This is a genomic window from Tolypothrix sp. PCC 7601, from assembly GCF_025677855.1.
In the GTDB taxonomy this organism is placed as follows: domain Bacteria; phylum Cyanobacteriota; class Cyanobacteriia; order Cyanobacteriales; family Nostocaceae; genus Aulosira; species Aulosira diplosiphon.
On sequence record NZ_CP064879.1, the window covers coordinates 8,388,240 to 8,406,002 of the forward strand.

Below are 17,763 nucleotides of genomic sequence, written 5' to 3' on the forward strand. Positions count from 1 at the left end.
TTTTGTGCCGATTCTATATTGTAATTGGCACAAAAAATGACTGGTGCATGAAGCAGCCAAATTAATATCAAACCATAGATAGTAATGATTGGGAGAAATCGGAATGCGCGATGCAGTAACAAGTTTAATTAAGAATTATGACGTAGTTGGTCGGTATTTTGACCGGGATGCGCTCGACAGCCTTAAATCCTATTTTGCAAGTGGTACCGCACGTATCCAAGCTGCGGCAACCATCAATTCTAATGCGGCTGCAATTGTTAAGCAGTCTGGTTCTCAATTATTTGATGAACTACCAGAATTGATTCGTCCTAGCGGCAATGCTTATACAACTCGTCGTTATGCTGCTTGTTTGCGGGATTTAGATTACTACTTGCGCTACGCTACTTATGCTTTGGTTGCTGGTAACACCAATGTCTTAGATGAGCGTGTCCTGCAAGGGCTAAGAGAAACTTACAATTCTTTGGGAGTTCCCATCGGCCCTACAGTACGTGGTGTGCAGATTATGAAGGAAATTGTCAAGGCACAAGTAGCAGCAGCAGGTGTCACTAATACCGCTTTTGTAGATGAACCTTTTGACCATATCAGTCGTGAATTAAGCGAAAACAACATCTAGATATTTGGGGCAGGACAAATGTCCAACCCCTAAAAATATCAACAACAAACCTCCTTTGGAGGCAGCTAAATTGAGGAATGTGGGTTAAATAACCTGCAATATTTGTAGGGTGCGATAGGTAACTGATTAATCAACAATCTGGGGTCATGAGGTGACGATTTCGCACTTGGCACTTTACATCAAAAGTTTTGCATTTTATTTAATCTACATTCCTTTAGCAGTTCGTTTTTTGCTAATGCATAAAATACGATAAATTATCAACTTAAAAATAAAATTTAATATTTTCTAAGTTTGATTTACATCCCTTCAGTGAATCCATAATCTTGGTAAAAGATTTAAATAATTCTTTATTTGTCAATGAGCAATTGTGCTAAAAATTTTGAGGAATATGCCCTCAACTGTGAATATGACTTTATCTGTTCAGAGGCGATCGCTTCATATTAATTCACAAACCCTCCTCAGCAGTTCACAGTCATATTCAGTAACAAAAATTAGTAATATTCGATTAGCATTGGCTCCTCAGGGATAAAACGCGAAACAAGGTTAGTTTTTTTACCTAAAGGTTTAAAAGCCGCGATCGCAATTGGAGTCTTAAGCTTTGTTAACTCTTGAATTTCCCAAAAAACCGCCCACCGGGGTTTATCGGCTGTAGTCGATGGCGGCAGAAACTTCGATTTACCTGCATATCTGCCATTGCGAGAATTTGCATGACCAATATATAAACCTCCCCAAGAGACTTCTGAGTTCAGAGGTTGATCCGCACGGTCAGAAGCATAAATTAATACCTCTACCGTCTTTTCTCCACGTAATTCATCCGCTTTGCGGAAAACTTCAAAAGCCATGCTACCGAAAGCGACTTTGATGATTTCATCGCTGAGTTCACTTTCCAGCTTCTCCATTGTGTCTAATGCAGACAGCAAATGCATCTCCGGAACAGATGCCAGAATCGCGAAAGAAGTTGTTTTAGCCATGTTCTGTTCCTATTTATGTAACCTTGTAATTATAATTACGTTTTATGCTCACCTTGGTAATTTTGACAGAATTATAGGTTCCTAAGTTAGAAGCCAATACGGTTCACTTAAGAAGATTTTCTGTTGAGGCAGGGGGGCAGGGAGCAGGGGGAGAATAAATTACCAATGCCCAATGCCCAATGCCCAATGCCCATTTTCAAAACAATAGTCGATGCCGGAATTGAGTAATTTATTCCTTGGAAGTCCCAAATCCGGCACAATAGAATCCCCAGAGAGTAGCATTAGTACCTTAGTACTCATCGTCACGGATCTGAAAGTCCGATTGTTTATTCAGGAATCCGCCAATCTGTCTTACCCAGTTAGCCAATCGTTTAAATTTATGCTCAATCTTGGCATCAAGATTATGCAACAAGTACTCAGTAAACATCTTTTTCTCACCATATTCGGTGAGATGAATATCTAATTTATGTTCAATCCGGGAAGTTGTTTTCTCGGTTTCGTCGCGCAAGTCTTCAATAGCTGAATAAATTTTTGATTTTAATTCAGCTATTCGCCAAATAATACCCACCAAAGCACAAATACTCACGATTGTGTCTAGGTGTTGTTTCATATTAATTAATCAGTTATTTTTTCAAGCTTAAGCTTCCACTGTGCAAAATTATTATTAGGCGTAATTGGTAGATATCTAGAAGCCCTAATAATTTCTGGTGTTCGCAAACTGTAAGCTGGATTTCTCAAATCATCAGGAATAGCACAAACATAAACAGTTGGGACATCTAACACCCTAATGTAGTACTTAACAGAAGCACTGCCATCACCATAAATAAATCGAAGATAAGCAGCGCTTCTAAATTTCCACTTGTGCCAATCGTCTTGATTTAAAATTGTGGTTGTGACCCGAAAAGTATCACCAAAAGTCGAGGGGAACTGTTGCCACAAATTTGTAACAGTTAATTCCCCTATTAAATTCCAATTAGCCACGGGAAACTACACGACGGGCAAAGCCGACTGATTTAATAACACCAGAAGTTCCGCCAGGAATCGTAACGGTATTATCAATTAAATCGTCTAAAGCTGTAGCTAGTTTATCTTTAGCAACGAGTAGTTTTAGTGTAGTTCTTTTATTGGTACTTGAATTTAAGACAGTTGCACTCACCCTGCGAAGAATACCTTTTAAAAGTAATTCTTTAACCGGATAATCTGGTAAATCAAGGTCTGCCTCATCTAGTGATTCAATTCCAGTAGAAGTAGCGTTGGCTCCAACATATAAACCAGAAGTACCTTTAAATGGATATTTGACAGTACCAATGGTTGCAACGAGTCTTGTTAACTTTGCCATTTTTTATTTAGTTTCCTATATGCAAAAAGATGAAAAGAATTAACCCAGAGTAATACTGGTGGGATAGTATGCGGTGCGAATAACTTTTGTTCTGTAAGTTTTACCCGTAAGAGTGGCACGCGCTTGAGGAGCTTTGTCTGCACTAACAATTAAGGTGGCAGTCTTACGCTTTGTACCATCAATATATGAAACTTTTATCTTGCGACATAAACCTTCAGCAATTGCTCGACCAACTGTAGTTGAGGGGACTCCCGCCGGAGCATCTCCAGTAATTTTAGTGACCCCTAAGGAAGTGCCAATTCCTTCATAGACATCGGGTAGTACAAGCAATACTGCATTAGTCCCGGAACCAACTACATGAGGCGCATTTTCAACACCACGAACTCTTGAAGCCATAATAAATAATCAAAAAAGTCTGTAAACCAGTTATATCAACGGATACAGACGTTCTGGGTTTTAGGAAACTTTTAAAGATTCCTTAGATCCAAGAGTGATGATATAAATTTTGCTCAGATTGCAACTAAGCCACCATAACGGAATGTAGTATCTACTAAAAAAACTGGAATGGGCTTACCTGGTATTTCCATATAAGCATATCTAAAACGAACATTTGCTGTCGGTCGGAATTGTTTCTTTTTGGTAGATTTACCATAGACAACTTGTGTCTCTGGGGTAGCAGTATTTGAGCGTTTAGGAACTGCTACTGTCAATCTATCTTGGTCATAAGTAGTGTTAGTTAATTGTAGTAATTTTTGAATAATATCTACAGCATCAGCTTCTGTATTGCCATAAATTCGTAAGCGATAACCACGCTCTTTATGGAAATATAAATACTGGGTTTTACTTTTAGTTAGTACTATTCCTTGTCTAGCACTTATAAATAAGTTTTTAATTTCTGTAGCTAATGTTCTAGCTTTTGTTTCAGTAATAGTACTTTGAGTTTCATCAACCAATCGAAAGCTATATTCAGCGTCAAGTTTCTGTTTACCTTGAGCAACAGATTCAGCATCTTGAGAGAAATAAAAACATACTTTAGGATGTCCTGTTACTGGAGCCTCAACACTATCATGACTACCATAAAACACTGCTAAATTTGACCGAGCATAGCCCAAAACATCGTAGAGGAAATATAACCTCATTAACGTCATATCGGCTGTATCTGAATCAAGCATTGTGCAAGCTGTACGCAATGCTCCTCTAGTTGATGTTATCTCTGGAACCCAATCATCATCACCTACATCACTAAAATAGCTTCTAACTATTTTGTTGTGATTGAGGCGAATCATATCTTGTAAATGTTCAAATGGAGAAAAACCTTCAGGTAACGCCATATTTAATTATTCATTAGCATTGAATTGGTCTGTAATGTCTGTAATTAATCCAGCACTTACTAATTTATTGGCATCAGCAGTCTCTTTAACTTTGGAGGCTTCTCCTACTGGGACACCACTTAAAGGTGGTATGGTTTGTCCATTGTTAGTTACTGACGTTTGAGTTGCTGAATTTTGTAATTCGATTCTTGCTTGCTGGATATCTTGAACTTGGGTTATAACATCAAGCGGAACTTGAACAACAGCTTGGACTGTATTTGCAGCTTCGTTAGCTAAATTTAATCCCCGAATTAATTTTGAATCCTGGAATGAAGGATTTTCTGGCATCCAAGAGTATGCATTGCCACCAACAACACCCCATTTTCTTAGTGCATTGCCAACTTTATTATTCCAGCTAGCAATCATCTCAAGTGCAGATGTAACCGTGTTGGCTAAATTCCAAACTTGATTGATTAAATTTGCGGTGGCTTGGTAAATTCTGTTAGCTAATGCCCAATCTTGTGAAAGTGTTTGATAATTTTCCTCACCAATTACACCTTTAATCATGTTTTCAAAGGTGCTAGAAATTATGCTACCCACATCATAGGGTTGGTCTTTACTGTCTTTAAGTCCGATTGTTTGCAGTCCAGTATTAACAATTGAAATTAAAGTTTGACCCAAATTATTACTAAGCATCATGGCATTGTGCAAAGTAATAAACATTGTGATTAATGAGTAAAGCTGAGTTTTTTTACTCCACTGGTCGAATTTGTCAAAAGCATTTTGAAATCTTGTAAGCATTCCTGAAATTCCACCCGCCCCAGGACTGCCTAATTTACTATTGGCTGAATTTGTTAGGGCTAAATTAGCCGTAGTTTGTGCGTTTATGACTCGAAGTTGAGCTTTAATTTCTGCCAAGTCTACTGGGTTCATGTCTTTCCCATCCCTTCCATTAATTCCTGGTCTACCATCTCTGCCAATGCCAATGTCCCCCCGTGGGCCTGGTGGCCCTTGCGGCCCTGGCTGTCCTGGTACTTGCACTTGTACAACGGCTGTCACGCCATCTCTACCAGGAATGCCTTGTGCCCCTTGCAATCCTGTAAAACCTCTAGGGCCTCTTAGTCCGGGTAGTCCTTGAAGTCCACGCGGGCCAGGAAGTCCCCGCAATCCTTTGACTAGTTGGGCGATCGCAATAGCTGTGAGTGCTGTTGTTAAGGCTTTACCGCCCAAATCTAATGCTTTACCACCAATATTTAGGGCTTGTTGTCCAATTTTTCTGGCTAGTCCGGCATTTTGATCAGCCAATTCAGCTTTTGCCTGTGCCCTTAGTGCATCAGCCTGAGCTTTTTTAGCTGCACTACTCGCACCACTAGCAACAGTAACCGCAGTATTAGCTGTACCTTGTGCTGATACCGCTTTCTGAAATGCATTAGTAGCAATCCCTAAAGCACTGTTTGCAGCTTCCCTAATCTTAGGTATTTGGTTACTCGCGTTAAGTGCTTCAATTCTTGCTTGGTCAGCTAACTCTCGAACTGGTGGAACCGTCCCGGCTACTGCTTCAATTCTTCTTTTTAAGGTAAAAAGTGTACCCAATACACCGCTTACACTATTTCCTAATGCATCCAAACCCCTTTCTACTGCGTCAATTCTTGCGCCTAATGTTTCAAGTACTGCTATCTGCTCAATAAGGGTAAGAATATTTGCTACTACACCAAGAATTTCTAAAATTCTTCCTCCCCATTTGGCAACTGCTTTTAATGCGTTCTCACTAATACCTACAGCTTTAGCAGCATTAACAATCGCTGTACCTGCTAATTTTTCAGCTTTCTCTATTTTTTCCCCTAGTCCACCTAAAGTTTTCTTGACTCCATCAATTAATCCCTTTGCATCTCTTGCTTCGCTAGCTGCATCACCAGAGGCTTTAATAGCTTTTGCAGCATCACTAATAGCATCAGTTGATTTATTAATAGCTTTACCTGCTTTTAAATCCGCCTGATTAGCAACACCCTCTACTAGCTTTAAGTCTCCTGCTGTTTCTTGTGCCTGTTTTCTAGCTAGCTTTGCTTGTGTCTCAGCAATTTTAGAGCGTTCATCTGCTGAAAATATTTTAGGCTCCGCAACATCTAGACGTTGTTTAGCTCCTGTAGCAGTCGCATCAGCTTTTTTAGCAGCATCACTAGCTGTCTTTGCTTCCCTACTTGCACTTGTTGATTCTCCTTTGGCTTCATTGCCGATGCGTTTTGCTTCTACCGCTTCCGATATTCCTTTCTCTGCTAATTTCTTAGCTTCTAGAGTATTTTTTTCATTATTAGTGATAGCTGATTCATTCTTGAATGTTCTTTCTAGTGCGTCTTTAGCTTTACTCGCTGCGCTATTAATTTGCGGTTCCAATTTGTTATAAGCAATCGTTAAACCTGCTGCTACTGCTGGCGCTATTTGAGGAACAATGGAAGCTTCAGATTTTTTTACAGCAGCAGTAATAATAGCGTTCTCGTCAATCGTTCTTAACTTTGCTACTTCTTGTCTCAATGCGGCAATTTCTGCTTTCAACTGTGTACATTCGCTAGACATGAGACACACTACCCTTACTGTTTAAAACTTTGACAGCGCTTTTTATTGTTGCTATCTCACCCGTCAATGAATTGCAATCACTGCAACAGTATCCAGGGTATTCTGAGGTTTTGCATTCACACTGACCATCGGGACAATTAGAGCATTGCACATCAAAAGTTACTGTTCCATTGCCTTGGTCTTGAAAGATTGTCAAGCCGTTATATCTAACCTCAATCGAACTTTTATCAACGTTCGGTGATGGGCATTTTACATTGGTATTAAATTCGTAAAAACTAGCACTATAAGCAGTCACTAAATGCGCTGGACAACCTGCGGCTAATTCAATAGAACCTGCTGGACAACTGGAACCAGTACCCCAAGAATACTCACCGCAAGCTTTCCAAATAAAGCAAAGTATGCCTTGGGCTGTTACAAATTTATAATCTGTAATAATTAGCCCAATATTCCCTGCATTAATGCTACTTAGTCCTATCCTAAAACCTTGCTGATTGTAATTACTAGTAGCATCAACAGGAGTATTTTTAGTAATTACTTCTATAGGTGCATACGGGCTTTTAAAAGTTTTTTCATTACCAGTTCCAAATTTATACCTTACTGTCGGTTTATCACCTGCTTTGCAATAACTCATAATTAGTAACTTCCTGGTGTAACAGTGGTTGTAAGGTCTGGTGTTTCATATCCATTAGTGAGTGATAGCTGATTGTATAAATCTATTTCTATTGTGGTAATTCGCTTATTCTCGGTGAAATTAACCCCCCATAGGTTAGCAGTGACATTACCGACTGTATCGCTAGCGGTATAGTTAATAAGTCTTGCAAGCAAACCAACAAATAATGATTCAGCACGATTATTGTTAGTCAGTGTTAAGCCCAATAAAGCACTTTTTTGTATCTTTATTTGAGTAGCGGTTTGGACAAAATCATCACCAAAAAATACAAAATAAGTAGTAGGGTAATTACGAGGCAAGACCCCAATAATATTGCTAGATATTCCGCTATTGTTGGCATATTTCAAAACTGGTGAATAGGAAAGTTTCTGAGACGAGGAAATAGTTAGCACTGTAGATAAATTAGGTGGTAATACCTTCGTTGTTACTGTGCTAAGTTGTGAGAATTTCACGTTAGGAGAAACAGTGCGATTCATGCCGTCCTGATAATTATTCCACTAGCGGCATTCACAACAACAAGGTATTGCTGTGATGTTCCGAAAACGGGTGCCGTATCATACCTAGCGCTACCATTACCGCAGTATTGACCAACATCATCAGAAGTTCTACCAGCGCTACCTTGATTTGATTGCGATAGTAGAACTAAGCCAGAAAAAATATCACGTCGATTTGTTTGGCCGTTGACGTTAGCAATTCTAGTAGTATTAGTAAGGTAATCAAAATCAGTATTAGAGTATGGGTTTGCATTACTAGTTCGTAATGTTTGCATAGTACTAGTGAGAAAGATAAAACCATAACTCCAATTGTTTAAATCCCACCAATCAGGTTTATTTGCAGGTACTAATAACCCCAATGGAATAAAAGTTGTACCCTGTGTAATCAGCACAAGTTTATATTCTGTACTGCCATTAAGTGAGACAAAACCGATAGTATTTGTTGCTGCTAGCGTAGTGTAGGTTACTTCACTACTACTATTTGTACCTGTATTAGTGCCAGTGTTCCAAGTCGTATATAGTTGCTGATAAATAATAAGGGTATTTGATATTCTTACTCGCAAGTAATTAATACCCTGTACCTTTGTATTATCAACATCCCATTGATAGACAAGTATTCTATCTGTTCCTGATGTGTAATCAGATATTGGGGAACTGTATCCAGCATTAGTAAAAGCAGTTTTAAGAGCATTTACTAATGTTGTTTGAGTAACCGTTGCACTCAAACTGCTATCGGTTCTAGTCGCAATTGCCATTTTAGTAATCGTTTGGATCTACGGTTGACCCTGAGTCGGCTTTTTGAAGATTAACGTTGTAGGTTGTTTGCCTGTACTGTGCGTTGTTCCTAGTAACAATTGAAGGATATCCACTATCAGCAATAGTTACTTGAATATCGTTATCTGTTCCCTGATTTGTTTCATTAAGATAATCGTCAGCTTTAAGCAATATGGCTACAAAAATTTGCTCGGCACGATTAGAAGTAGCAGAGGTAAAACCAGTACTAACTAAATCTGCTTTTAGTATTGTGATACTCGTTGCGTCTTGTGTAGCACCTGCACCGAAAACTTGCTGTAAAGTTGGTTCTGCCATGTCGGATTTTTTGAAGTGAATAAATCCGTTGTAATAGCAGCATAAAAAATAGTAAATCTTCCACTTTTATGTAGAAGTGGAATATTCACTGAGGACGCGGAACTATTGCAGCGCTTAGGATTGAGCAAATATTTACTAATAGTACTTATACACAAAATTCCGCTTTCACCTTTTTTTTGGGTAAAAGCGGAATATTCAAAATCTAATTGTTGTATGCCTAAAAATAACAGATCCGGTAAAGCGGCAGTAATTAATGATGCTGATTTTGTAAAAATCCGAAAACAAATTAAAACTGACAGGTATAAACTTCTGCTTGATTTGGCTTGGTACACTGGCGAGCGGTGGGGCGCTCTCCTCCAGTTGAGGGTGAGTGATGTTTACGATCGCAATGGCCGCCCCAAAGAAGTTTTGGTTTTTCCGGCGATTATTCGTAAGCACAGGCCCGATGGAACTGCGGATACGGTGGAAATCCCAGTACATGAGAACCTGAGAGAATCGCTGTCAAAATTTGATTACTCCTCTAATACGGTTTGGCTGTTTCCGTCGCGGTGTGGCACAAAGCCGATTACCTGGCGCAATGCCTATGACATCCTCCGGCGGGCAACTGAGGCGGCTGGGCTGGGGACAAAAGGAATCTCAACTCACACTACCCGGCGTAGCTTGGTAAATAAACTTCGTAAAAATGGTACGGATAAAGCAATTATTCGCCGCATCACCGGACATAGAGACAACAAAGGGCTTGACCCTTATTTGGAAGTAGACATTGATGAAATCAAAGGAGCGATCGCAACTCTATGATTAACAAAACTGACTTTGTACTCTCCCTTGGCTATCTAATTGGCCAAATCCTGAGCGGTGAAATGGATAACCCGGAAGTTTTGGCTAAATCGCTACAAGGCATTGCTGATAAAGCTTGGGAAGAATGCGACAAATTGCTGGAGATGGCTGAACTACTCCCCCCATCGCTTAGGATTGACCCATGACTGGCTAGGGAACTAGCTGCTCATTGTTGTTGTGCGATCGCATTTTGAGTTGTACCCTACTCAAGTTTTTTTTGCGATCGCATTTTTCATGTTTTAGCAACTAAATGATACTGAATCGCAATAATATTTTTGCTTTTAAGCACTCTACAAAGAAATTACCACGAAAAATCAATACTTTCACCCCTGGTCGCGGGCCTCTAGGTTTGGCGATCGCCAACTGTTTACTTATTGAGAATGCTTGACACTAGATGAGTAGAGTAACTTGCCAGCTGGCAATTGGGCATTGGGTAATGGGTAATGGGGACTGGGGACTGGGGATAAGGGAGATGAGGTAAAATTGCCGTGTCACACGGCAGTTTAAGTTATGGGCGGAAGAACTAGCAGCAGTTGGCCAACTGGTAGCAGTTGGCGCAGTGGTGAAACTAAGACAATTCGGGTTCCGATTGTTCTGGAACAGCCGATTATGGATTACGCCAGGACTGTAGATTTAGGCGTTGACCCAGTAGAGCAATTAATCACCGAGTTTTTAAAAATTAAGCGTCGGCAATACTCCCGCCCCATTAATCATGAAAGTGAAATGACTGCTGGTGTACGCTGGGAAATTTTCAATGAGTTCCGGCGCTTCTTGGAGTGCGATCGCATTTCCAAGAAGAAATCAGCTTCCTAATTTCCCCCGGCGAGTTACCAGATGCGATCGCAATTTCAACTTGCGACTTTCGATTTTGGGCCAAGTGCGATCGCGTATTCCCGCCGGGTATATGAATATGCTTAATCTTCCGGCTTTGCTTATAGCAGTAGCGGTAGTACAAATGACCTTTACGAGTTGATGGTCTGTACTCTTCCACCCATTGAGTATGTTCTGGAACAGCATTTTTGGTATCACGTTCCAGAACAACGCCCGCGATTTTCTCCAAGTATTCAACTATTGGTAAAGCTTCCTGTGTATCCTGTTCCAGAACAGCAGCATCCCCAGTTTGTTGTTCTGGAACAGTAAAATGCTCCTGGGCAAGTGGTAAGCCAGGAGCGGAAGCGGAATTATCTACCTTATGACAGGTTAGTTGATGGTCAACTTTATCACGATCATGAGTTGTGGGGGCAGCCGTCGCCACAGCTTCCAGGGCAAATAATGTCAGTTGGTAGGCTGTACCTGGATCACCTGATTTCGTCATAATGAGCTTAGGTTAATCTGCCGCCACAGTTGGCACTGTGGCGTGTTTCTCATCAGTTATTCATCATTAGGAATGCTAGACACATCAATCCCTAGCGATTTGAACATAGTCTTTAAAGACACTTTGTACAATCGGCATAATGATGCGATGTTTTCAGCACTTGGCATAGCTTTCCCAGATTCCCAGTCAGCTTGTCGCCTTTCTGAAACACCTATTATTTGCTTAACTTGAGGACGTGTTAGTCCTGCTTCTTCTCTTAGTAGCCTCAAGGGAGACTTTTCCTGTTCTTGTTGGTTATCTTCTATCATAGACGTAAAGTTCATGAATGAAACGTCTTGACAGTAGGCATGGCAGGACGTATCATTCATGTTGAACGACAAAAAAACACCAGCCGATATCAGTCTCGGCAAAGAAACAGGTATTTTGGCTGGTTCCAAAAGTCTCTCACCTAGATAGTCAAAGCAAAACCAGGAAAGTAGCACTCTTAATGCAATAGCCGTTGAAAACCGATGAAGGGTGATTCAGGCTAACAGTGTCCTGTGTAGTAGTGGCTGAACTTGGGAGAGATGAATTGGTGTTGTCTTGTATTAGTCGCAGCTTAGTCAAAGCTGATGACGTGCATTTGTATTGCAGCTGCAATCTGTAAAAGACCTTAGTAAGGCATTCCACAACAGCCAAGGGCTAATTGCCGACGTGGTGACACGGTGGACTGTGGGTATAAGACCTGGGTGAAAATCCCGTAGAGGCTGGCGTGTAGGTAATGGCTCACGCACAGATGCACGCATGAAATTGCTAATTACTGTGTAGTTAGTGATGGATAGCAGTTTTCAAGACAAAAGCGCGCAAAACCCCGCCAGCGCTGGCACTTTATTTATGAAAGAGGAAAAATATGTAACTTGAAAAATGAAAAGATTACATCCATTTTTTATTGAAAAAATCAAAGAAGTCGCCATAGTTTCTGAAGTCTTAGCAGATTTATCAGACAGATTACCCGGATTCATTGAAGTTTACGGGAATAACAGCTTTGCTGCTTATATTCACGATGGCTGTTATGAATATCCTTCGGGATGCACTGACAGGCTATTTGAATCTTCAGACTGGTTATATGGCTATTTCCGAGATGAGCTTCATTTTGTAGACAAACGACTTTCAGTCACTTGGAACAAAGGCGTTATCAAAGGCAATTGCTTGTTGCTAGCCATGCTCAGTGGTATGAGTTTTCCTGAAAGCGTTTTATACCTAGCTGCAAAATATGGGCTTGAGCCGGCTTATTTAGACGATCAGCGCCAGGAACAACGCGCATGAATCAACCCAAAACAAAGTATGTAACCAGAAAAAAACGCATTCGCCAACTAGAAGCAGAAATTGAGCAACTCAAAACTCAGGTGAAAATTCTCACCGAAATGCTGGACAGAACAAACGCCATGCTTTTGCGATCGCGTCCTAGATTGGCGCGTGCTGTTGAGCGAGATATGCATGAATATCTTCAACATGATGAAAATCTACTGCCATCAGAAATGCCACAAGAACTGATGGGGAAAATCACCAGAAAAAAAATTACCCCGCAGCGCCCGCCGCGAAATTTACCACTAGCACCCCGTGCAGATTTGGTGATCGTCAGAAATCAAAATGGGCGACATATCGCTACACCCCGCCCACCCAAAGCTTAATCGTTTCGTTAAGGAGGTTACGTATAAGAAAAAACGTGATTTTACGTCCGTCACAGATTTACTAACCATGATGTCCAGCCAGCAGCACTGGTTGCTGGCTTTTCTTTGACCAATAAACTTTTTGACCAATGACTATGAACAAACTTGAAAAGCAATATCTACCCTGGCAAGTAATGAGACAAGAAAACCCATCTGGTAAATGGGTTTTTCATGAAGGATTTGGAACTCGTGGAGACGCAGAACATTACTTAAACTTCATGGGTAAGTATGTACCCCAATTGCAACTTAAACTAGTTTTCGCCCACGCTCAAGTTGAAGTTTAACCTATGGAAATCAAAACTATCAGTTATCAGCGCGTGCTTAACCTGGGCAATTACGAAAGTAAACGCTTAGAAATGTTTGCAGAACTGCATCCAGATGATGATATAGACTCTGAAACTTCCGCTCTTATGGAAACAGTAGAGCGAAAAATCAGAGAGAATGCTGCTAAACAATATGAAGCAGAAATCAGTAGCCTTAAGCAACAATTGCATGAACTTAAACAGGAAATAAAACAGCAGATAGACCAAGGGATAACTAAAACTACATCCCCAAATCCAGAAACATCTGCTGGTTCAGAAGATGCTTGGTAATTAAATTATGCGTGACTTTTCTTATCTACCAGCACCACAATTTATCCAACCACTACCCGGTCATTTAGAAATGGTCTTATGGGGAGATATGAGCGATTATCTCTGTCCAGATTGTGGTCAACAACTTTGCTGGCTTGACTATATCAGCACATGGAGTTGTCGCAACTGCGATACAACTCAAGAGGATGAAACATGACAAATTCTGATATTCCGAATTACACCCCAGATGCAGCATGGGATTACTACATTATCTGGCATAGATGCATGAGAGCTAAAGCCAAAATTGAACAAGCTTTAACGCTCATGAGTAAACAAGAAGAGGAAAATACTGCTATTAATGCAGATTGCGATGAATTAATTTCTCATGCAATCTATGAATTGAATGAAATTCAGTTTGACCTTGAGGAGGAAGAAAAATGAAAATCAAAACAATTCATGCACACTTTCTTATCTCAACTGGTAATTACAGTAATGAGAGAATCGGTTTTTCTGTCGAATTATATGACAATGACTCCCTTGAAGAAACTGTCATTAACTTGAGAGAACGTGCTAAAAAGATTGTCGGTAGAAAAGCTGTTGAATTATACGACGAGAGAACTAAAATCGCTCGTGAAGTGCAAAATTTGGAAGACAGATTAAATAAACTACGCAAAGAATGGGATGCCACGGCTGAATTCTTAAAAACTCAAGGATTAAACCCTGATGCACCTTCAATGCCTCAGTTTCGTAATCTTCTCAGTGCTGTCACAGTTGAATCTGAAGTTGTGACCACTGAAGATGACGAAGATGATGATTATGACGAAGATGACGAAGATGGTTATTAAATCCGCCTGATGATGGCTACCTTGACTCAGTAGCCGAAACGGTAGCAAAAAAGCTACCGTCGCGGGTTGAGTCGCGCAATTCAACTCGCCTCTGGTTTACCAGAGGGAAATAACAACAGCAGCACGGATTTTTCAATAGAAATGACCTTAAAGGTTTCGCATTTTCATGAATCCACTGCTGTTAATTATTTCCACTGTGCTTGAGTTTAAAAGTGAATTGTTTACACTAATTTGGGTGATTCGTGACTCATTTTAGCACAGTTCTTGCTGCAAAAAAATCACCAATTACTGAACCTTGAAATGAGAATATTAGGCTTAGACGTATGTAAAAATAGCGTCGTCAGTTGGTTGATTAATACTGAAGAAAATCTTCCAAAAAACTTTCGGGAATACTTCAGAAAGCATCGCCGCCCAAAGGATAATGACCCTTTAACTTTTAAGGCTCATATCACGGGCGTTAACGCACTGTTAGAACTCAAACCAGATGCAATTATCCTTGAACCTACTGGAATACATTACAGTTGGATTTGGGCGCATATTTGCAGCATGGAAAATATAGAAGTTCGTTGGGTTGGTCATGCTGAAGTTAAACATTTCAGGAAGCAAAATAAACTACCTGATAAGAACGACCAAGCAGATGCAGCTGCATTAGCTTTGTATGCTTTCATACACTGGCATAATGATGAGTTCTTCTTACATTTCAATGCTGGAAATGTGGCAAGGTTAAGAGAATTGTGGTTGCAATTGCAGTCTATTAACCGCATACAATCACCACCAATTAACCGCATTCGCCAACAGTTAGCTAAGGAATTTCCTGAAGCCGCTTTATCTGCTAGTAAACCTGGTGAAGATGGTATGGTTCCCTTGTGGGCATGGCTAGCCGGGCGAGAAAGGAATACTCAGCGTAAATCCAGTTATTACGATCGGCTTTATTCTAAATCCATCGCTCCAAAGTACGGAGTCGGAATTTCCGATTTTACCCGTACCCTGGCAAACTTGCTGTGTGATTTACGTGACTGGGAAAACAAGATGGTAGCTGAAATTCTGGAACTGCTTAATGCTCCTGAATTTATGCCTTACCGCAAAGTAATGACTCAGTTTGGAATTGGCGACAGACAACAAGCTCTGTTTATTTCCCAAATTTACCCAATCACAAAGTTTGAATCACTTGGGAGATTCAAGCGGCGGCTGGGCATGGCCAAAGATGAGGAATCATCCGGTGATAAGGAAGCTTACAAAACTGGTGGGTCAAGATTTTGTAGAGCGCAGCTATACCTGTGGGTATTTAACCGCATTGCTCCACACCACGCCAGACCGAAAAACGAGATGGGACAGAAGTTAGGTGATTTTTACGATCAGCGTAAATCCCAGTTTCAAGACAACCCGGAACTGTGGAAACAAAAAGCACTTAGCAGAACCCAGAAAAAAGCAATGGATGAACTTAGGCGATCGCTTAAGGAATCCTTACTACCCATGCTTCCCAAAGACCAACAACCACAGATTGAAGCAATTCTCAATTTGACACTGCAAAATATGCAGTTGTCACTTGACCAATCGCTTGCTGGTAAAACCTCATCTGTAAAGGAACGGGAAATTAAACGCGGTTTTGGCAATTTAATCATCAGTCAAACTGCTGCTTACGGACTCAGGCTTATGTTTAAAGAAATTAAGCGCGCTATTGACTAACAATTAACTCCCTTGACAGGGAGTTTAAAAATCATTAGTTCTTAGGCTAAAGTGAAAATGCTCACGCTCATCTAGTTGATTATTTGGCTAAACAACGACTCGACACACTCTTAGTAGAATTAGGTTTATGTAGTTCTCGCGCCTTAGCACAGCGACTCATCCAGGCGGGAGAAGTTAGCGTGAATCAGCAGGTTGTTGACAAGCCTGGCACAGAAATAGATATTACATCTCATATTCAGATTAAAGAGCGATCGCGGTTTGTTTCCAGAGGTGGCGAGAAACTAGTTAAAGCCTTAGAAAGCTTTGCCATTCCTGTTGAAGGGCGCATTTGTATAGATGGGGGGATTTCCACAGGTGGCTTTACCGATTGTCTGCTACAAGCTGGAGCCAAATTAGTTTACGGCATTGATGTTGGTTATGGACAAGTTGACTGGCGATTGCGAAATGACTCGCGAGTGATTTTGCGAGAACGCACCAACTTACGCCAGCTACAACCAGAGCAATTGTACGCTGAGGCTGACCCTATACCTGATTTAGCAGTCGTAGATGTATCGTTTATTTCCCTAGCTAAAATTTTGCCCGCCTTGTGGCAACTCACTCAACCACCCCGTGAAGCAGTATTATTAGTCAAGCCTCAATTTGAAGTTGGCAAATCCCGTGTAGGCAAAAAAGGCGTGGTGCGCGATCCAAACGACCAAGCAGACGCGATTTTCCAAGTGTTGCAAGCAGCTCAAGCATTAGGATGGAAATACCAAGGCTTAACTTGGTCACCCATTACTGGGCCAGCAGGAAATATCGAATATCTTTTATGGTTGAGAATGGACAGCGAAACACCATCGCCAGATTTAGAAGCAATTCAGCAAATCACTAAATCAGCTGTGGCTGATTTGAGGGAATAGGGGGACTGGGGACTGGGGATTAGTGATTGGTGATTGGGAAGACAACAGGGAAAACGGCAAAATAAGTTTTGACTTTTGAGTACAGACGCGATTAATCGCGTCTCTGCAACTTTTGACCCTTGACCCTTGACCCTTCCTACACGTCGTATATCAAGCACTCGATTGCTTCTGGATGTTGTTCGCAGTAACTTTCTAAAAAGGTTTTGCGTTTTTTAGCTTGTTGTTGATGAGCTTTTTCAGCTTGCAATTCTTCGACAATTTCCCATGCTACAGTGCAATTAGTAGAATCACTGCCGTTGCGATCGCAGGTAGAACGGGCTTCATTAATAGCTTCTAAAATCGCTTGTTGCAAAGTTTTAGTGCCATTTTGATCGGCAGTGACAGCAGCTTGAACTACTTCTAAATTTGTCTGCATGATACTTTTACCTTTATGTATTGCGATAGAAATGAGACTGCTTGTAAAAGATTCTTTCGCAGTACGTTCTATTTTGACAAATATTATTAGAAATAGCTTCAATATAAGGGATTATTTCAATATTTCCTGAAAATAGCTGGATGTAAAAAATAATCAGTAAATATAAAAAATACAACAATCAATAGATATAAATTTGCTGATATCTTTTGGTATACGAGAAATTATTGATAAACAAAGTAACTATTTTCTCTATTTTTACTGACTTAGTTATAGCGTGAAAATGCTTATTCTGCCTCAGTAGAGGCTGAAAGCGATTTATATTTTTTACTTTTTGGGGTGTTTTGCCACTGTTGTTTAAATAGATTTTTTTGTTTATAAGTAATGTGATATTTGCCATTTACTTTTCTTTACAAATGGAGGTAAGCAAT

The 17,763-nt window shown here is 40.4% G+C and carries 27 protein-coding genes; 13 read left to right on the forward strand and 14 right to left on the reverse strand.

What is annotated here, in order from left to right; all coding sequences use genetic code 11:
- Window positions 1-103: 103 nt before the first annotated feature.
- Window positions 104-613 carry an allophycocyanin subunit beta gene (gene apcB, locus HG267_RS34020; RefSeq protein ID WP_045874112.1) on the forward strand — a complete coding sequence of 170 codons (510 nt, stop codon included), beginning with the start codon at window positions 104-106 and terminating at the stop codon, window positions 611-613.
- 491 nt (window positions 614-1,104) lie between these two features.
- Here the strand turns inward: apcB and HG267_RS34025 are convergent, their stop codons facing one another.
- The 11 genes from HG267_RS34025 to HG267_RS34075 form a co-directional block, all read right to left on the reverse strand.
- Window positions 1,105-1,584, reverse strand: a complete 480-nt coding sequence (locus HG267_RS34025; RefSeq protein ID WP_045874113.1) for a hypothetical protein — start codon at window positions 1,582-1,584, stop codon at window positions 1,105-1,107.
- Window positions 1,585-1,873: 289 nt separating this feature from the next.
- Entirely contained in the window at window positions 1,874-2,194 is a 321-nt protein-coding gene (locus HG267_RS34030; protein ID WP_045874114.1) for a hypothetical protein, read from the reverse strand.
- A gap of 5 nt (window positions 2,195-2,199) precedes the next feature.
- Window positions 2,200-2,565: a hypothetical protein gene (locus tag HG267_RS34035; RefSeq protein WP_045874115.1), complete on the reverse strand. Its 366-nt coding sequence runs from the start codon at window positions 2,563-2,565 to the stop codon at window positions 2,200-2,202.
- Window positions 2,558-2,923 carry a hypothetical protein gene (locus tag HG267_RS34040; RefSeq protein ID WP_045874116.1) on the reverse strand — a complete coding sequence of 122 codons (366 nt, stop codon included), beginning with the start codon at window positions 2,921-2,923 and terminating at the stop codon, window positions 2,558-2,560. The genes HG267_RS34035 and HG267_RS34040 overlap by 8 nt, the downstream gene beginning before the upstream one ends.
- 39 nt (window positions 2,924-2,962) lie before the next feature.
- A complete protein-coding gene (locus tag HG267_RS34045; RefSeq protein WP_045874117.1) occupies window positions 2,963-3,319 on the reverse strand; it encodes a hypothetical protein in 357 nt (118 codons plus the stop codon).
- Window positions 3,320-3,432: 113 nt separating this feature from the next.
- Window positions 3,433-4,254, reverse strand: a complete 822-nt coding sequence (locus tag HG267_RS34050; protein WP_045874118.1) for a hypothetical protein — start codon at window positions 4,252-4,254, stop codon at window positions 3,433-3,435.
- Between the two features lie 6 nt (window positions 4,255-4,260).
- Complete coding sequence (locus tag HG267_RS34055) at window positions 4,261-6,804, reverse strand: collagen-like protein (protein WP_045874119.1); 2,544 nt, start codon at window positions 6,802-6,804, stop codon at window positions 4,261-4,263.
- A complete protein-coding gene (locus HG267_RS34060) occupies window positions 6,797-7,435 on the reverse strand; it encodes a hypothetical protein (RefSeq protein WP_045874120.1) in 639 nt (212 codons plus the stop codon). Before HG267_RS34060 ends, HG267_RS34055 begins: the two co-directional genes overlap by 8 nt.
- Window positions 7,436-7,437: 2 nt before the next feature.
- On the reverse strand, window positions 7,438-7,950 hold the full coding sequence (locus tag HG267_RS34065) for a hypothetical protein (protein WP_045874121.1): 513 nt from the start codon (window positions 7,948-7,950) through the stop codon (window positions 7,438-7,440).
- On the reverse strand, window positions 7,947-8,723 hold the full coding sequence (locus HG267_RS34070) for a hypothetical protein (RefSeq protein WP_045874122.1): 777 nt from the start codon (window positions 8,721-8,723) through the stop codon (window positions 7,947-7,949). Before HG267_RS34070 ends, HG267_RS34065 begins: the two co-directional genes overlap by 4 nt.
- Before the next feature lies 1 nt (window position 8,724).
- On the reverse strand, window positions 8,725-9,057 hold the full coding sequence (locus tag HG267_RS34075) for a hypothetical protein (protein ID WP_045874123.1): 333 nt from the start codon (window positions 9,055-9,057) through the stop codon (window positions 8,725-8,727).
- A gap of 213 nt (window positions 9,058-9,270) precedes the next feature.
- On the opposite strand from HG267_RS34075, the gene HG267_RS34080 reads away from it, so the two are divergent.
- The 3 genes from HG267_RS34080 (at window position 9,271) to HG267_RS34090 (ending at window position 10,707) form a co-directional block, all read left to right on the forward strand.
- Window positions 9,271-9,855, forward strand: coding sequence for a tyrosine-type recombinase/integrase (locus tag HG267_RS34080; RefSeq protein ID WP_045874124.1), 585 nt, complete (start codon window positions 9,271-9,273; stop codon window positions 9,853-9,855).
- Window positions 9,852-10,040 (forward strand): hypothetical protein, encoded by a 189-nt coding sequence (locus tag HG267_RS34085; RefSeq protein ID WP_045874125.1) that lies wholly within the window; start codon window positions 9,852-9,854, stop codon window positions 10,038-10,040. Before HG267_RS34080 ends, HG267_RS34085 begins: the two co-directional genes overlap by 4 nt.
- Before the next feature lie 364 nt (window positions 10,041-10,404).
- Window positions 10,405-10,707: a hypothetical protein gene (locus HG267_RS34090; protein WP_155539622.1), complete on the forward strand. Its 303-nt coding sequence runs from the start codon at window positions 10,405-10,407 to the stop codon at window positions 10,705-10,707.
- Here the strand turns inward: HG267_RS34090 and HG267_RS34095 are convergent.
- Both HG267_RS34095 and HG267_RS34100 read right to left on the reverse strand, forming a co-directional pair.
- Window positions 10,646-11,209, reverse strand: coding sequence for a hypothetical protein (locus HG267_RS34095; protein ID WP_052335416.1), 564 nt, complete (start codon window positions 11,207-11,209; stop codon window positions 10,646-10,648). The two genes, HG267_RS34090 and HG267_RS34095, sit on opposite strands and share 62 nt — an antisense overlap.
- Before the next feature lie 56 nt (window positions 11,210-11,265).
- Window positions 11,266-11,517, reverse strand: coding sequence for a helix-turn-helix domain-containing protein (locus tag HG267_RS34100; protein WP_045874164.1), 252 nt, complete (start codon window positions 11,515-11,517; stop codon window positions 11,266-11,268).
- 595 nt (window positions 11,518-12,112) lie between these two features.
- Between HG267_RS34100 and HG267_RS34105 the strand changes: the two genes are divergently transcribed.
- The 9 genes from HG267_RS34105 (at window position 12,113) to HG267_RS34145 (ending at window position 16,920) form a co-directional block, all read left to right on the forward strand.
- Window positions 12,113-12,514 carry a hypothetical protein gene (locus HG267_RS34105; protein WP_045874126.1) on the forward strand — a complete coding sequence of 134 codons (402 nt, stop codon included), beginning with the start codon at window positions 12,113-12,115 and terminating at the stop codon, window positions 12,512-12,514.
- Window positions 12,511-12,879 carry a hypothetical protein gene (locus tag HG267_RS34110; protein ID WP_045874127.1) on the forward strand — a complete coding sequence of 123 codons (369 nt, stop codon included), beginning with the start codon at window positions 12,511-12,513 and terminating at the stop codon, window positions 12,877-12,879. The genes HG267_RS34105 and HG267_RS34110 overlap by 4 nt, the downstream gene beginning before the upstream one ends.
- 134 nt (window positions 12,880-13,013) lie before the next feature.
- Entirely contained in the window at window positions 13,014-13,202 is a 189-nt protein-coding gene (locus HG267_RS34115) for a hypothetical protein (protein WP_045874128.1), read from the forward strand.
- Between the two features lie 3 nt (window positions 13,203-13,205).
- Window positions 13,206-13,511, forward strand: a complete 306-nt coding sequence (locus HG267_RS34120; protein WP_045874129.1) for a hypothetical protein — start codon at window positions 13,206-13,208, stop codon at window positions 13,509-13,511.
- A 7-nt stretch (window positions 13,512-13,518) separates the two neighbouring features.
- Entirely contained in the window at window positions 13,519-13,707 is a 189-nt protein-coding gene (locus HG267_RS34125; RefSeq protein WP_045874130.1) for a hypothetical protein, read from the forward strand.
- Window positions 13,704-13,931 carry a hypothetical protein gene (locus tag HG267_RS34130; RefSeq protein WP_045874131.1) on the forward strand — a complete coding sequence of 76 codons (228 nt, stop codon included), beginning with the start codon at window positions 13,704-13,706 and terminating at the stop codon, window positions 13,929-13,931. Before HG267_RS34125 ends, HG267_RS34130 begins: the two co-directional genes overlap by 4 nt.
- On the forward strand, window positions 13,928-14,335 hold the full coding sequence (locus HG267_RS34135; RefSeq protein WP_045874132.1) for a hypothetical protein: 408 nt from the start codon (window positions 13,928-13,930) through the stop codon (window positions 14,333-14,335). The genes HG267_RS34130 and HG267_RS34135 overlap by 4 nt, the downstream gene beginning before the upstream one ends.
- A gap of 300 nt (window positions 14,336-14,635) precedes the next feature.
- Window positions 14,636-16,021, forward strand: a complete 1,386-nt coding sequence (locus HG267_RS34140; RefSeq protein ID WP_045874133.1) for a transposase — start codon at window positions 14,636-14,638, stop codon at window positions 16,019-16,021.
- Window positions 16,022-16,104: 83 nt separating this feature from the next.
- Window positions 16,105-16,920 (forward strand): TlyA family RNA methyltransferase, encoded by an 816-nt coding sequence (locus HG267_RS34145; RefSeq protein WP_045874134.1) that lies wholly within the window; start codon window positions 16,105-16,107, stop codon window positions 16,918-16,920.
- A gap of 136 nt (window positions 16,921-17,056) precedes the next feature.
- On the opposite strand, the gene HG267_RS34150 is transcribed toward HG267_RS34145, so the two are convergent.
- Window positions 17,057-17,335: a Calvin cycle protein CP12 gene (locus HG267_RS34150; RefSeq protein WP_045874135.1), complete on the reverse strand. Its 279-nt coding sequence runs from the start codon at window positions 17,333-17,335 to the stop codon at window positions 17,057-17,059.
- Between the last annotated feature and the right edge of the window lie 428 nt (window positions 17,336-17,763).